Here is a 14,644-nt window from a genome sequence, read left to right as displayed (position 1 = left end):
CTAAAAGTGCGGCGGGTGAATCAGGAGAACAGCGTCAGCGCCCCGGTCAGCAGGGCCAATGCAGTAATGACCAGGGAGGTGAGCACCGCCCATTTGATGGTGGCTTTCTGAAAGTCGCCCAGGTCACGGTCGACCATGCCCACCAGCAACAGGGTCGAGGCCACCAGCGGACTCATCAGGTGCACCGGCTGGCCAAGAATGGACGCCCGGGCAATTTCCACCGGATCGATCCCGTAGGCCGCCGCGGCGTTAGCCAGGATCGGCACGACACCGAAGTAGTAGGCATCGTTGGACAAGACGAAGGTCAGCGGCATGCTGGTAATCGCCACCACCAACGGGAACAGATGGCCCCAGGACGGCGGAATCCAGTCCACCAGGGTTTGCGCCAATGCATCGACCATCTTCGTCCCAGAGAAAATCCCGGCGAAGATGCCCGCGGCAAACACCAGCAGGACCACGGTCATGGCATTGCCCGAATGGGCGAGAATGCGTTCCTTCTGAATATCCAGTTGCGGATAGTTGATCATCAGCGCCAGGACAAAACCGATCAGGAACAGGATCGCCGAGTGCATGAGCCCCATCACCAGCGCGACCATCACCGCGACCACCAACAGCAGGTTGACGTAGGCCAGTTTCGGACGCTTGTGGGGCGTGTCTTCCATGATCGCGTTGATGTAGCAATTACCACCGCCGCTTTGCAGCTGGACATTGCCGATGCGCTTGCGCTCGGCACGGCCCAACAGGAACGCCGTGAACACCACCCATGCGGCCCCACCGATCATGGTCGGCAGCAACGGCACGAAGTACTCACCGGCATCCAGGCCCAGGGCTGCGATGGCACGGGTCGCCGGGCCGCCCCAAGGGGTCATGCCGCTCATGATGCTCAAGGAGAGCATGGAAACGGTCGCCAGGATCATCGGGTTCATGCCGATGCGCTTATACAGCGGCAGCATCGCGGCACAGGTGATCATGTACGTCGTCGTGCCGTCACCGTCCAGCGCCACCAACAGCGACAACAGCGCAGTGCCCACGGCGATTTTCATCGGGTCGCCATTGACCCGCTTGAGGATCTTGCGGATCAGCGGGTCGAACAGGCCGGCGTCGATCATCAGGCCGAAAAACAGGATCGCGAACAACAGCAGTGCCGCTGACGGCGCGACCATCTTCAGGCCATCCAGCATCATCTTGCCGGTGGTGCCGCCAAAGCCGCCAAGCACGGCAAAGACGATCGGCACCACCGTCAGGGCGACGATGGGCGACAGCCGTTTGGTCATTATCAGGAAGGTGAAGACCACCACCATGGCCAAGCCAAGTAAAGCGAGCATATGTCAGATCTCTTGTTGTTATTGAGTCGCTGATGCAATGACGAGGTCTGCCTGGCTAACCGGCCAGGCGCCGGGAAACCGTGGCGTATACAAAACCTGAAAAAAGTCGGCGGGCGGTGCGTACTACCGAGGCTCGAATGGTCTCACCCGTTTTGCCGGTGTAGGACAACACGACATCGATACCGCCGCTAGGGTGCTCGATGCGAACCTGCTCCAAACGAGGCTCGCCGCCGCCACCGATCAGGTTGGCCGCGACACTGCCGTGGGTCACGCAAGCCGTCGCCAGGCCGATGGAGCCGGTGATCGCCAAGGCGCGGTGGCAGCTGTGGGGCATGAAGTAGCGCACCTGGAGGGTCCCGCCAGACTTGGCCGGCGACACCAGGACCGGCTTGGGGATCACCATGTCGCTGACGTCACCCAGGCCCATCGCCCGGCCGGCTTTGAGCCGCAAGGATTCCAGGCGCCGCATGAATGCCTTGTCGGCGTCCAGTTCAGCGGGGCTTTCGTCACCGCGCTTGCCCAGTTGGCTGGCCTCGACGATCAGCATCGGCATCGCCATGTCAATGCAGGTCACCGCAATGCCGTCGATCATGTCCAGGGGTTGCCCGGTCGGGAAGAGCTTCCCCGTCTTGCTGCCCGCGGCATCGAGGAAGGTCAGTTGCACCGGGGCGGCCGTACCGGGCACGCCATCGATGGCGGTGTCGCCTTCATAGCTGACCGTGCCTTTCGGGGGTGGCACGTCGGAATTCACGAAAGTCCCGGTATTGAGGTTGCGAATGCGCACCCGGGTCAGCTCGCCGGTAGCCTTGACCAGCCCCTGCTCGATGGCGAACGGGCCGACGGCGCAGAGCATGTTGCCGCAGTTGGGCGCGGTGTCGACCCGACGTTGGGACACCATGACTTGGACGAACAGATAATCGACGTCGGCTTCCGGGTGCAGCGATGGGCTGACGATCGCCACCTTGCTGGTCTGTGGGCTGCCGCCGCCGATGCCGTCGATTTCCAGTTCGTGGCCGGAGCCCATCAGGTTGATCAGCAACTCGTCACGTTCGGCGATGGCGACCGGCAGATCCCAGGCGAGAAACACCGGGCCTTTTGACGTACCGCCGCGCATCAGCACACAAGGGATTCGCTTCATGAACATTAACTCTTGTTGATCAATCTGGATAATTGATGTTCTGGACACAAGAGTGGCAGGGTTTAAAAAGTGTTTCCAATGCAAAGATCGTCGTCATTATTGCGTTTCACAAAAGAATTATTCTAGGATTCGCCCGGGACTCACCGCCCTTCCCCAGCGAGAGAAAACATGGAATATGAGCTGCAGGACATACGATCTTTCGTGAAAATCGCCGAACTTGGCAGTTTCCACGAGGCCGCCGATGCGTTGCACCTGTCCCAACCCGCCTTGAGCCGACGGATGAAAAAACTCGAGGAAGGCTTGGGGACCGCTTTGCTCGATCGCACCACCCGCAAGGTCAGCCTGACGAGCGTCGGCCGTGACTTCCTGCCCAAGGCGCGACGCCTGCTGGATGATTTCGACGACTCGATCCTCAATATCCGCGAGCTGGCGGAGCGACAGATCGGCCGGGTGACCTTGGCCTGCATCCCCACGGCGGCGTTCTATTTCCTGCCTTCGGTGATCCGCCTCTACAACGAGCGCTACCCGAAAATCCGCATCCGCCTGCTCGACCTCAGCGCCAATGAAGGGCTCGAAGCGGTGTTGCGCGGCGAAGCCGATTTCGGCATCAACATGATGAGCGGCCAGCACCCGGACATCGAGTTCGTGCCCCTGGTCAACGAGCCCTTTGTGCTGGCCTGCCGGCGCGACCATGAGCTGGCCGAACGCAGCGCGGTCACCTGGTCGGAACTCAGCGATTACCGGTTGATCGGCGTTGGCCGCCTGAGCGGCAACCGCATGCTCCTGGACCACGCGCTGTCGGGCCTGAGCTGGCGCCCGCAGTGGTTCTACGAAGTGCAGCACCTGTCCACGTCGTTAGGACTAGTGGAGGCTGGCCTGGGCGTGTCGGCGATGCCCAGCCTGGCGATGCCGGCCGGGGACCATCCAACGCTGGTCAGCGTGCCGCTGATCGAGCCGGTGGTAAACCGCTCGCTGGGCCTGGTCTACCGCCGGGGCGCATCGCTCTCCCCGGCCGCGGAGAAATTCGTCTCGATCCTGCTTGAACAGTGGCCGCAATGAAGCGAGAGCCGCCACACCACCAGCGCAGCGAGGCTGATCGAGACGCCCAGCAGGCTGACCGCCATCCAGCCCCATAGCGCGAAGACCTGGGTTGCGGCCATCGCGCCCAGTGCACTGCCCACCGAGTAGAAACACATGTAGGCGCCGACCATGCGGCTTTGGGCGTCAGGCCGTGCAGCGAAAATCAGGCTCTGGTTGGTGACGTGCACGGCTTGCACTGCGAAGTCGAGCAACACCACACCGCAGACCAGCGCAATCAGGGAGGTCTCGGTCAACGCGATGGGCAGCCAGGAAAGCGTCAGGAGCCCCAGGGACCAGCCGGTAACCCGTTGTCCAAAGCCTCGGTCAGCCCAGCGTCCGGCGCTTCTGGCCGCCAGGGCTCCTGCGACGCCGGCCAGGCCAAACAGGCCGATGGTGGTATGGGAAAGCGCCAGCGGCGCGGCGCTCAACGGCAGCACCATGGCCGTCCATAACACCGAAAACGCGGCAAAGACCCGCAAGGCCAGCAACCCCCTGGTCCGTAGCATCGGCTCGGTCACGAACAGCATGAACAGCGAGCGGATGAGCGCCAGGTAGGGCTCCCGGTTGCGGGGCGACACGGTGGCAGGCACCACGGCCCAGAACACCACCGCGATGATCAGCATCAAGCCCGAGGAAACGAAATAAACCCCGCGCCAGCCCGCCAGATCGGCGATCACTCCAGAGATGAACCGCGCCAGGAGAATCCCCAGGACGACGCCACTGGTGACGGTTCCCACGGCCTGTCCCCGTTGGGAGGGCGAGGACAGCGCGGCGGCATAGGCCACCACCACCTGGACGACCACCGCCAGCAGCCCCATCACGATCAGGGCGCCCAGCATCGCCAACCAATGCTGGGCTGCGCCGACGGCCGCCAGCGCAATCGCAGACAACACCAATTGGGCGAACACCAACCGTTTACGGGCGACCTTGTCCCCCAGCGGGACGATGAACAGCAACCCCAGCGCGTAACCCACCTGGGTGGCCGTCACCACAACCCCGATCAACCCTGAAGCGACACCCAGACTCTCGGCCATCGACGCGAGCAAGGGCTGGGCAAAGTAGACGTTGGCGACGGCCAGTGCGCAGGTCACGGAGAACAATAATGTGAGCGACGGCGAAAGGCCCGGGCAATGGTCGCCATGTTGTTCACCCAAGGAACACGAGGACCCCGTGGCGAGGGAGCTTGCTCCCGCTGGGCTGCGAAGCGGCCCCTCTTGTGAGCACTTCGCACTCAAGCGGGAGCAAGCGCCTTCGCCACACTGATTTTCCGAAGGCTGCGGGGTGAAACAGTCGGCCTCTGCTGTCATGCACGTCTCCTTGGCGCTAAACTGGTTTCAATTAAAAACCTAACTGAATTGTTGCTCGATCAGGTTTCAATTTGCAACCACAAGATTCCGGCCAACTTGGCTATGCTTTTCCAGAGGGTCAATGAAATGGAAACGGCTCCATCGCAAAACAACGAATGCCCGGTCGCCAGGACACTCGGCGTGATAGGCGATCGTTGGTCGCTGATGATCATCCGCGACGCCTTCGACGACATCCGCCGCTTCAGTGAATTTCAAAAAAGCCTGGGCGTGGCCAAGAACATCCTGGCATCGAGGCTCAAAGCCTTGGTCGAGGTCGGTGTGTTCGACGTTCGCCCCGCCTCGGATGGAAGCGCCTACAAGGAATACGTCCTGACAGAGAAAGGACGGGAGATTTTTCCAGTGGTGGTCAGCCTGCGGCAATGGGGTGAACGCTTCCTGTTCGAGCCGGGAGAAACGCGCTCCGTGCTGCTGGACAACGCCTCCGGCCAGGCGCTCATGCCGATGGAGGTTCGCTCGGCAAGCGGGGCAAAACTTGGACCGTTTGATTGCCAAAGATTGAGACGGGTTATTGGCGAATCGTAAAGCGACGGCAGAATCCCCCCTTGCCAGGACGATTCCGAGGTCATTACTTCACGGCCTTTTGACTCGACCCGGCCAGGTTTTCCAGCAACGCCAAGGCCTGGTCGAAATCGAAACGCTCGGCGTGCTGGACGACCCGGCGCAACTGCTCGGCCAGCCTGGGGTCGGAGGTCAGCCTCGGCAGCGGGTGCAGGACCGTCAGCGCCTGCGTATCACTCTCGACCAGCAAGTCCCTGGCTTGGGCCAGCCGCGCCTGTAACTCGGCGTCGGAATGTGACACAGGCAGCGACTCGGTGGCTGGCCCCGGCTCCGTTAGCCCCGCCAGCCCTTCCAGCACTAGATTCAGGCAGCGCTCCACCTCCACCAGCCGATCAGCCACGACCTCCTCCTGGGAGCCGGTCAGGCAGGCCTGCTCCAAGTCGGCGGCAGCGCTCGCGACGTCATTGGCGCCGATGTTGCCCGCTGTGCCGCGCAGGGTATGGGCCAGGCGTGTCGACACTGAACAATCATCATCGCTACGGGCGGCCAGGAACTCGGTGCTGAAGGCACGGTGACTGGAGCTGAACTTGCGCAGCAGGCGCAGGTAAAGGTCGACCTTGCCCATGCAAGTGGCCAGGCCGGCTCTCTGGTCGATGCCCGGAAGTTCAGCGGACAAGTGCTCGCCAGCCGGTATGGGCAACGCTGAAGTTTCCTGCGCCTGGGCGTTACGACCGGGCGCAGGATGTATCCACTTGGCCAGTGTGACGAACATGCCCTCGACGTTCAGCGGCTTGGAGATATGGTCGTTCATACCGCTGGCCAAGGCCCGCTCCCGGTCTCCCGCCATGGCGTCGGCGGTCATGGCGATCACCGGCAACTCAGCCCAGCGCGACTGCTCGCGAATCTTGCGAGTAGCGGTATAACCATCCATGACTGGCATCTGGCAGTCCATCAGTACGCCGTCGAAATCATCATCGTGCGCCAACAGGTCGAGTGCTTCTTCGCCGTGGATGGCCACGCACAGTTCGATGCCAGCGCTGCCCAGCAGCTCGCAGGCCAACTCGCGGTTCAGTTCATTATCTTCAACAAGCAGCAGGCGCGCGCCACGCAGGCTAGCCATCGCATTGGCATTCTGCCCGGATCGCTCACCGGCCCGAGTGTCGGCCTGAGGGACCTTGCCGAGCACCGTGCCGATCGCCTCGAGCAGCGTGGACGGCGTCACCGGTTTGGTCAGCACCACCGGCAACTGGATGCCGTGCCGGCTGGCCTCTTCGCGCGCCTCCTCGCGCCCGAATGCGGTGACCATGATGACCGAAGGTGTTTGCGCCAGGTCGGTGGCATGCATCTGTCGCACCGTTTCCACACCGTCCATGCCGGGCATGCGCCAATCCATCAATACCAGGTCATAGGGCAGTGTCTTGCGCTCCGCCTCCACCAACATCCCCAACGCCGCGCGACCACTCTGTGCCACGTCCACCTCGACACCAAAACTGCGCGCCATGCTGGAGAGAATCTCGCGCGCGCTGGCGTTGTCGTCAACCACCAGCACGCGAACGCCGAGTAGCTCATCGGCCGTAAACATTCGCCGCGGCACAGCGTCGCGCTGCACGCCGAGGCTCACCTCGAAATGGAAGACCGAGCCCTGGCCGAGTTCGCTTTCTCCCCAGATTCGTCCGCCCATCAGCTCCACCAAGTGCTTGGAAATGGCCAGACCCAGACCGGTGCCACCGTACTTGCGCGGGGTGGAGCTATCGGCCTGGCTGAAGGGTTGGAACAGCCGACTGCATTGCTCGGGGCTCATGCCTATGCCACTGTCGCGCACCCAGAAATGCAACTGTGCCTGTTCCTCGCCGCCACCCAGTCGCTCCACACCCACCACGACCTCGCCCTGCTCAGTGAACTTTGCCGCATTGTTGCCCAGGTTGATCAACACCTGGCCCAGGCGCAACGGATCGCCGATCAGCGCCGTCGGCAGCCCTGCCGGGGTATTGAACAGCAGCTCCCGGCCTTTGTCCTCGACCTTCAGGCCAATCATGCTGACGAAGCCGTCGAGCACGTCTTCCAAGTGGAAGGGAATAGCCTCGAGGTGCATCCTCCCGGCCTCGATCTTGGAGAAGTCCAGGATGTCGTTGATGATCCCCAGCAGATTCTCCGCCGAGCGGTGCACCTTCTCGATGTAGTTGCGCTGCCGATGGTCCAGCTCGGTGCGCAGGGCCAGGTGGCTCATGCCAATAATCGCGTTCATCGGCGTGCGGATCTCGTGGCTCATGGTGGCCAGGTATTCGCTCTTGGCCCGGGTCGCTTCCTCGGCGATCTCCCGCGCCAGGTGCACCTCGGCCTCGGCGGCCTTGCGATCGGTAATGTCGAAGTACCAGTTGGCGCGAATGACTCGCTCGCGCTGCTCCAGCGTCGCCGCCGAAACCAGTACCTCGAAGCGCTCACCCTCGCGACGCTGCAAAGTGGCTTCGAAGTTCAGCACCGCGCCCTGCTCTGCTGCTGCGACAAAGCGCTGGTGTGCCTGCTGATCAACCCAGAAACGCCCCGGATCGGTGCCTTCGAGTTGAATGATATCGACACCGAACAGGTTTTCGAACTGCGGGTTGCAGTAGGTCGGACGACCTTCAATGTCCCTGATCAACATGGCCACCGGGCTGCTGTCGAGTACCGCGCGCAGTTGTTCCTCGCTGACTTTGAGCGCCGCCTGCAACTGGCGACGCTCGGTGACGTCACGCACCGAGGCACACCCGCATACCCCACGGCCCTCCAGGCTCGGCAGGCGCGACAGGCCGATCTCCACCGAAAACAGACTGCCATCCTTGCGTACCCCCTGCAGGTCGGCCAGGCCGGCACCCATCTGCCGAGTATCGCCGTGGGCAATGACGCCGTTGCGCAACTCGACGTGGCGCCCGCGACTCGCCACCGGCACCAGACGCTCGATAGCCTCGCCCACCAACTCGCCAGCGCTGTAGCCGAACAACCGGTCCAATTGCTGGTTGGTCCGCAGGATGCGCCCGTCAGCCCCCACGACCAGCATGCCGTCCGGTGCCGCCTCGATGATCCCGCGATACCAGGCCTCGGTGGCGCGCAGTGCCGATTGCTGGGCCTCGAGCTCCTGGGCCTGACGCTCCAACTGCAGCGCCTGTTCCGCCATTTCATCGGCTTGCCGACGGGTTTCCGCCAGCAGTACCTGGACGGCCTGATTACGTTCCAGGATGGCCATCGCCGCAGCCAAGCGAGGGGTCGCCTCCTGAAGCAGCAGTGACTGATCATCATCCAAGGGTTTTAATCCAGCGAGTTCGAGCACGCCGAGCAGCCGCTCTCCACGCTGAATCGGTTGCAGCACCAGGCACGTGGCGGGGATCTCACCGAGCTGCGAATGCAGGCGCCAATAGTGCTCAGGCAACGCGTGCATCTGGCGTGCCTGACGATCAACCGCGCATTGGCCCAGCAAACCATCGCCGAATATGACCTGCGCCTGCGGTGGCCGCTCGGAATCGGTGGCATAGCCGCCCATCAGCACCAGTCGGGTAGCGTCCTGATGAGCGCTGTAGAGAACGCCCTGGCAAATGCCGAGCAGGTTCGCCATATGCTGTAGGAACACCTGCGCCAGTTCGTCGGGAGCCTCAGCTTGCTGCAGGTCAATCTGTAACTGAGCGATCTGCGCCTTGACCGACCGCTGGCGTTCCAACTGTTGAGACTCGATTTGCAGTTTGGCGATGGCCCGCGCAAGGTCGCCGGTCTCGTTATTCAAGTCCGTATGCGGAATCGGCTGATCGAGCTTTCCTGCGGCCAACTGGTCCACGGCGACTCGCACTCGGTTCAGCGGGTGGCGGATCGACTGGCTGACCAGCCAGCAAAGCAGCAGCGCCAGCGTCAATCCGCCGAGCAACAGGGTGTAGGTCAGCGTGGTGCTGCGCTCGGCAAAGTCGGCAATCTCCTTGGCCGTGTCGCGGATCGAAGCCTCCTTGACCTCAGCGATTGCATGCAACAGGGCATCGGCCTGCTGATCGAGGCGTTGGAACTCGCTGCTGTTGAGCAGTAACATTGCTTGGCTCTGGCGGCCCAGATCGATCAATGCAAAGGCCCGCTCCCCCTCTCGCTGCAACTGTTGCAGCAGCACATCGAACTCGGCGAGACGTGCCAGGTTCTCCGCGCGCCTCAAGGTTGACTTGGCCTCGGCCAGCGACCGGTGCAGCCGGGTTTGAGTGTTACGCAAATGTTGCAGCGACTCGACGCGCACGTCCGCGCTGTCCGTCCCCACGGCACGCTGCAGCGCCTGCACCAGATGCGGCAATTGCACCCGGGCTTCGTGCAGGTGTTCCATGCCCACCAGTTCCTGGGTATAGAGATTCTGCATGTCCCGCTTCAGCGACTCCTGAGTACGTAGACTCTGCACGCCGAGAACCAACACCAGGAGTAATAACGTGGCAAAACCGAGGATCAACTTGTGGCGAAGCGGGAGACGTTCAAGCAGGGTGCGTAATCTGACCATGACATACCCCGGTGACCACGATTAGGAAGTTGGAAAAACGGCTCGCAGTCGTTCGCTCAAGGTTTCTGGGCGATACACTCCAGAGCAGCCACCTGTTTGGCCATGTCCTGATCGCTGTCGGCAAAACGCTGCGCAATCGCCTGGAACTGTTCGACATGGGCCAGGAAGGCATCGCAGATGTCCGGATCGAAATGTGAGCCGCGCCCCTGCCGGATGATCTCGACGGCCTCCTCATGGGGCATGCCCAATTTGTACACCCGTCGGCTGATCAGGGCGTCATAGACATCCGCCACCGCCATCAGCCGGGCGCTGATAGGAATATCGTCGCCTGCCAATGCTTGGGGATATCCGCTGCCGTCCCATTTCTCCTGGTGGCTGTAGGCAATCTCTTTGGCCAGGCAGAGGAAATCCACTTGGACGCCGAGCTGATCCTCGGCGCGCTGGATGGCATCGCGCCCCAACGTGGTGTGGGTTTTCATGATCTCGAATTCCTCCGGGGTGAAGCGTCCCGGCTTGAGGAGGATATGGTCAGGAATGCCGATCTTGCCGATGTCGTGCAACGGCGCCGACTTGAACAACAGGCGGATCGTTTCGTCGTTGAGGAAATGCCTGAAGCGAGGATGGTCGCGCAGCTGCTCGGCCAGGACCCTTACGTAGTGCTGGGTCCGTCGAATATGGTTGCCGGTCTCGTTATCGCGGGTCTCTGCCAGTGAGGCCATGGCCTGGATGGTCACGTCCTGGATGGCCACGACCTCGCGGGTACGCCGCTCCACCTCCTTCTCCAGGTAGTCATTCTGATCACGCAAAAAATCTGCCGCCGCCTTGAGCTTGAGCTGCGTATCCACCCGCGCCAACACCAACGGTGGGCTGATCGGCTTGGTGATGTAGTCGACCGCGCCCAGTTCCAAGCCATGGATTTCGTCCTCGATCGCCGCCATAGCAGTGAGGAAGATGATGGGAATGTCACAGGTCCGCGGATCATGCTTGAGCTGGTCCGCCACTTCATGACCAGACAGCCCGGGCATCATCACATCCAGCAGGATCAAGTCCGGTAGCGAATCGCCCTGGAGCACTCGCAGGGCTTTCTCGCCACTGTTCGCGGCCTTGACCCGATAGCGGTCCTTGAGCAGGGCCGTCATCAACATCAAATTATCCGGCGTGTCGTCGACCACCAGAATGGTGGCGTGGGGATAGTGGCTATGTTCGGCGCTCATGGCTCGCGGCTCCCTTGCCAGAGATGTGGCGTCCCTAGGGAAACTTATTTTTGTCCCCTCAATGGCCGTGAGCTTAGCTGCACTTCTGCGAGGCTGCCGCCGATTCATCGGCCCAGCGCCCACCGCCTGCCGGTTGCAGAGGACGCTATCCGTTCAGTATCAGCGACAGGTCCGGATACCTGGCACACATGAATTCGACAAAGGCCCGCACCTTCGGCGCAGCCAGCCGCCGGGACGTGTGCAGGACCCAGAGTTCGGCTTCCTTGCCCGTTACCGTGCCCCACTGGACCAACTCGCCACTGGCCAACGGGTTCCAGGCGATCGACTGTGGGAGAAGAGCCGCCCCACCACCGGCGATGGCCGCATCGCGGATCATCAGGAACGAAGAGAAACGCAGCCTGGGGATCGGCTCCAGGCCCAGGTGACCGCCATCGAGTGTCCTATGGGCAGGCTCGAAACTCGAAACCACAATGCCGGGAACCGAACGGAGAGCGGCGGGCGCAGGCGTGGGTACTTCAGGCGCAGCCACGCCCACCAGCCGGTCCTTGGCGAAGCAGCGGCCGACCAGATCGCTGTCCGGGCTCGGGTTGATCCGGATCGCCACGTCAAATTGTTCCTCGACGAGATCAACCACACGGTCCTCGGCAATGGCCTCGATCGTGACGTCAGGATAGGCCGCGCAAAACTCGGCGCCGATGCGTCCCATCGCGAGCTGCGAGAACAGGACCGGGGCAGCGACACGCAAGCGTCCGCGCGGCGTCGAGACGCCCTCCTTCGCCGCCGCCATGGCTTCCGCCACCTCGGCCAATGGCCCCTCGGCCCGGGCCAGCAGCAGCGCGCCGGCCTCGGTGAGCTTCAGGCCGCGGGCGCTGCGCTCGATCAGCCGGACACCCAATTGCTCCTCAAGGTCGGCGATACGACGCGACAAGGTGGCCTTGGATATGCCGCTGGCACGGCTGGCCTTGCCCAACCCTTCGTTGGTGGCCACGAGGGTGAAATCGGTCAACGCGTTCAGGTTCATGGTGTTCCACTTATGCAACGGAGTGTCTACATCCTGGCGTCTTCGTTTTACTCCTGCAACACAATATCGTTTGCCCATCGCCACGGGCCGACAAGGTCGTAGCGGACTGTTCTGACCCCCCCCTACCCTTTTGCAGGAGATTCAAAATGAGCATTCTCGTTACCGGCGCCACGGGCACCCTCGGTTCACTCATCATTCAACGCCTCGCCGGCGCAGGCGCTGAGGTCAACGCCCTCGTGCGCCAGCCCGGCAAAGGCACGTTCCCGGCGGGCGTCGCTGAAGTCGTTGCCGACCTCACCGACGTCCCTTCGTTGCGCAATGCGCTGGCGTCGGCACGGACGCTGTTCCTGCTCAACGCCGTGACCCCCGACGAGGTGACGCAAGCCCTCATCACCTTGAACCTCGCTCGCGAAGCCGGCATCGAGCGCATCGTCTACCTGTCGGTGATCCATGCCGACACGTTCACCCAGGTACCGCACTTCACCGGCAAGCACACGGTCGAGCGCATGATCGAAAGCCTCGACATCCCGGCAACCATCCTGCGGCCGGCTTACTTCATGCAGAACGAATCGATGGTCCAGCAGACGATCCGGGACTATTCGGTGTACCCGATGCCGATCGGCTCGGTGGGCGTGTCGATGATCGATGCCCGCGACATCGCCGACATTGCCGTCGCCGAGCTGCTGCGCCGCGACAGGGCGCCTTCGGCCCTGGATCGGGTCACCCTGGACCTGGTCGGCCCGCAAGTACTGACCGGTGTCACCGTGGCGAAAACCTGGAGTGCCGCCCTGGGTCGCGAGGTCGCCTATGGCGGTGACGATGTGGCCGCCTTCGAAGCGCAATTGGCGGCGTACGGTCCCGCGTGGCTGGCTTATGACATGCGCCTGATGATGACTGGCATCCAGACGTTTGGCATGCAGGCGGCCGAAGGAACCGTGGAACGGTTGCAGGCGATACTCGGACGCCCGTTGCGGACCTATGAAGACTTCGTTCGCGAGGCCGTCGCCGGGGTTTGATCCCCTGGCGCGGGGGAGTGGGTCCGAATCATTTGGAGAGACCTACTCCTCGGCAGGCCTCATATGAAAAATCGTATAGGGCAGGATCAACGTATCGGCGACGATACTGAAAGGCAGGTCAATGATTGCAAACGGCGCCAGCGCGCGTGAGTAAACGTCGTTGTCGTTCGTCGCGCCCTTGATGATCTCGATATCGGTGGCCGCACCGCAGTATGGCTGGCGGCCGCAGAGTTGCCCCATGCCAAAGGTTTCGTTGGCCGTCGCACAGCCTGCCAGCAGCGCCATGATCAAAGTCATTATTACGATCCGCATGACGCTCGCTCTCCCTGAAAGGCTGGACTGTAGCACCGATGGCGGACGACCTATAGGGCATGTTGGAAGACTGAAGCGGCGACGCCAGGTTCTCCTGTAGGATGCTCACCCTGTCAATCAGTCGCGAATGTGAACAATGGAACTGCACTCGATTCTCGCCTTTACCCTGGTCGCGGCCATCGCTATCGCCAGTCCTGGACCTGCCACCTTGATGGCGATCAATAACAGCCTGGCCTACGGCCCGCGCTACGCGGTGTGGTCATCGGTGGGCAACGCCAGCGGGCTGTTCTGCCTGTCGGCCGCCGCCATGCTGGGCCTCGGCGCGTTGCTCGCCAGTTCCGAATGGCTGTTCAATGCGGTGAAAGTCCTGGGGGCCGGTTATCTGTTCTACCTGGGTGCCAAGCAGTTGTTCAAGAAGAGCCCGATACTTACGCCGGATGTGCAAGTGGATGGCACGACCCGCAAGCCATCGCGTTCAAAACTGTACAAGTCGGCGTTCCTGACGGCCATCACCAACCCAAAGGCGACGATGTTCTTCACCGCCCTGTTCCCGCAATTCATCGACCAGAGCGCCGCGCTGCTGCCGCAGTTCCTGATTCTGACATCGATATTCGCCGGCTTGTCGCTGGTGTCCTTGAGCCTGTATGCAGCCATTGCCGCCCAGGCCAAAGGCGTGTTGAAACGGCCCGAATTTTCCGTGTGGATCAGCCGGCTCGTCGGCTCGACCTTCATCGGCTTCGGTGCGGCCATCCTGGCGATGCGTCGGCCAGCCGCTTAGGAGGGGAGCTTGCTGCGTGAAATCCAGGTGACTGAACCACCGTCATCGCGAGCAAGCTCGCTCCCACAGGGGATTTGGGGCCGGGCACAAGATTTATGTGCACTGAGTATCCAATGTGGGAGCGAGCTTGCTCGCGATGAGGCCGGCCCATCCAACATCACCGCAAACTGACACGCCGCCTTCGCGAGCAGGCTCGCTCCCAAAGGGATTGGGGGCCGGATATAAGATTTGTGTTCACTGAGTATCCAATGTGGGAGCGAGCTTGCTCGCGATGAGGCCATCCCATCCAACATCACCGCAAACTGACACGCCGCCTTCGCGAGCGGGCTCGCTTGTATGGTAGGACTTGAAGGGAGGAGGAGGGACAAGGCTCGATTCTGACTGTTCGCGCAGTACAGACCGT

General features: G+C 62.2%; 11 protein-coding genes. 4 read left to right on the top strand and 7 right to left on the bottom strand.

The genetic code is table 11. The features are described 5' to 3' along the window. Positions 1-20: 20 nt before the first annotated feature. Positions 21-1,325, bottom strand: a complete 1,305-nt coding sequence (locus tag HGO40_RS22660) for a CitMHS family transporter (protein WP_186705833.1) — start codon at positions 1,323-1,325, stop codon at positions 21-23. Between the two features lie 55 nt (positions 1,326-1,380). After that, entirely contained in the window at positions 1,381-2,463 is a 1,083-nt protein-coding gene (locus HGO40_RS22655) for a 4-oxalomesaconate tautomerase (protein ID WP_250964812.1), read from the bottom strand. 168 nt (positions 2,464-2,631) lie between these two features. Here HGO40_RS22655 and HGO40_RS22650 point away from each other — a divergent pair, with 168 nt between their 5' ends. Next, positions 2,632-3,522 carry a LysR family transcriptional regulator gene (locus HGO40_RS22650; RefSeq protein ID WP_003200706.1) on the top strand — a complete coding sequence of 297 codons (891 nt, stop codon included), beginning with the start codon at positions 2,632-2,634 and terminating at the stop codon, positions 3,520-3,522. Here the strand turns inward: HGO40_RS22650 and HGO40_RS22645 are convergent. Further along, complete coding sequence (locus tag HGO40_RS22645) at positions 3,447-4,697, bottom strand: MFS transporter (protein WP_250964811.1); 1,251 nt, start codon at positions 4,695-4,697, stop codon at positions 3,447-3,449. The genes HGO40_RS22650 and HGO40_RS22645 overlap by 76 nt on opposite strands. 279 nt (positions 4,698-4,976) lie before the next feature. Between HGO40_RS22645 and HGO40_RS22640 the strand changes: the two genes are divergently transcribed. Then, complete coding sequence (locus tag HGO40_RS22640; protein WP_250964830.1) at positions 4,977-5,432, top strand: winged helix-turn-helix transcriptional regulator; 456 nt, start codon at positions 4,977-4,979, stop codon at positions 5,430-5,432. 43 nt (positions 5,433-5,475) lie between these two features. On the opposite strand, the gene HGO40_RS22635 is transcribed toward HGO40_RS22640, so the two are convergent. From HGO40_RS22635 to HGO40_RS22625, 3 genes are all read right to left on the bottom strand, one after another. After that, complete coding sequence (locus HGO40_RS22635) at positions 5,476-9,900, bottom strand: response regulator (RefSeq protein ID WP_250964810.1); 4,425 nt, start codon at positions 9,898-9,900, stop codon at positions 5,476-5,478. Between the two features lie 56 nt (positions 9,901-9,956). Continuing rightward, positions 9,957-11,114, bottom strand: a complete 1,158-nt coding sequence (locus tag HGO40_RS22630; RefSeq protein WP_250964809.1) for a response regulator — start codon at positions 11,112-11,114, stop codon at positions 9,957-9,959. 145 nt (positions 11,115-11,259) lie between these two features. Next, a complete protein-coding gene (locus HGO40_RS22625; protein ID WP_250964808.1) occupies positions 11,260-12,135 on the bottom strand; it encodes a LysR family transcriptional regulator in 876 nt (291 codons plus the stop codon). A 146-nt stretch (positions 12,136-12,281) separates the two neighbouring features. Here HGO40_RS22625 and HGO40_RS22620 point away from each other — a divergent pair, with 146 nt between their 5' ends. Next, complete coding sequence (locus tag HGO40_RS22620; protein ID WP_250964807.1) at positions 12,282-13,151, top strand: SDR family oxidoreductase; 870 nt, start codon at positions 12,282-12,284, stop codon at positions 13,149-13,151. A 42-nt stretch (positions 13,152-13,193) separates the two neighbouring features. Here the strand turns inward: HGO40_RS22620 and HGO40_RS22615 are convergent, their stop codons facing one another. Continuing rightward, positions 13,194-13,448 (bottom strand): YceK/YidQ family lipoprotein, encoded by a 255-nt coding sequence (locus tag HGO40_RS22615; protein WP_225917585.1) that lies wholly within the window; start codon positions 13,446-13,448, stop codon positions 13,194-13,196. Positions 13,449-13,599: 151 nt separating this feature from the next. Here HGO40_RS22615 and HGO40_RS22610 point away from each other — a divergent pair, with 151 nt between their 5' ends. Continuing rightward, positions 13,600-14,241 (top strand): LysE family translocator, encoded by a 642-nt coding sequence (locus HGO40_RS22610; RefSeq protein WP_250964806.1) that lies wholly within the window; start codon positions 13,600-13,602, stop codon positions 14,239-14,241. Positions 14,242-14,644 lie beyond the last annotated feature (403 nt).

The organism is Pseudomonas sp. CG7, from assembly GCF_023701885.1.
Lineage (GTDB): Bacteria > Pseudomonadota > Gammaproteobacteria > Pseudomonadales > Pseudomonadaceae > Aquipseudomonas > Aquipseudomonas zanjanensis.
Note: the sequence above shows the minus strand (reverse complement) of the source record. Positions and strands in the feature narration are given on the sequence as shown.

Coding starts and splice junctions, on each gene's coding strand:
- HGO40_RS22660 (WP_186705833.1), bottom strand. CDS start 1,325: ATGCTCGCTTTACTTGGCTTGGCCATGGTGGTGGTCTTCACCTTCCTG.
- HGO40_RS22655 (WP_250964812.1), bottom strand. CDS start 2,463: ATGAAGCGAATCCCTTGTGTGCTGATGCGCGGCGGTACGTCAAAAGGC.
- HGO40_RS22650 (WP_003200706.1), top strand. CDS start 2,632: ATGGAATATGAGCTGCAGGACATACGATCTTTCGTGAAAATCGCCGAA.
- HGO40_RS22640 (WP_250964830.1), top strand. CDS start 4,977: ATGGAAACGGCTCCATCGCAAAACAACGAATGCCCGGTCGCCAGGACA.
- HGO40_RS22635 (WP_250964810.1), bottom strand. CDS start 9,900: ATGGTCAGATTACGCACCCTGCTTGAACGTCTCCCGCTTCGCCACAAG.
- HGO40_RS22630 (WP_250964809.1), bottom strand. CDS start 11,114: ATGAGCGCCGAACATAGCCACTATCCCCACGCCACCATTCTGGTGGTC.
- HGO40_RS22625 (WP_250964808.1), bottom strand. CDS start 12,135: ATGAACCTGAACGCGTTGACCGATTTCACCCTCGTGGCCACCAACGAA.
- HGO40_RS22620 (WP_250964807.1), top strand. CDS start 12,282: ATGAGCATTCTCGTTACCGGCGCCACGGGCACCCTCGGTTCACTCATC.
- HGO40_RS22615 (WP_225917585.1), bottom strand. CDS start 13,448: ATGACTTTGATCATGGCGCTGCTGGCAGGCTGTGCGACGGCCAACGAA.
- HGO40_RS22610 (WP_250964806.1), top strand. CDS start 13,600: ATGGAACTGCACTCGATTCTCGCCTTTACCCTGGTCGCGGCCATCGCT.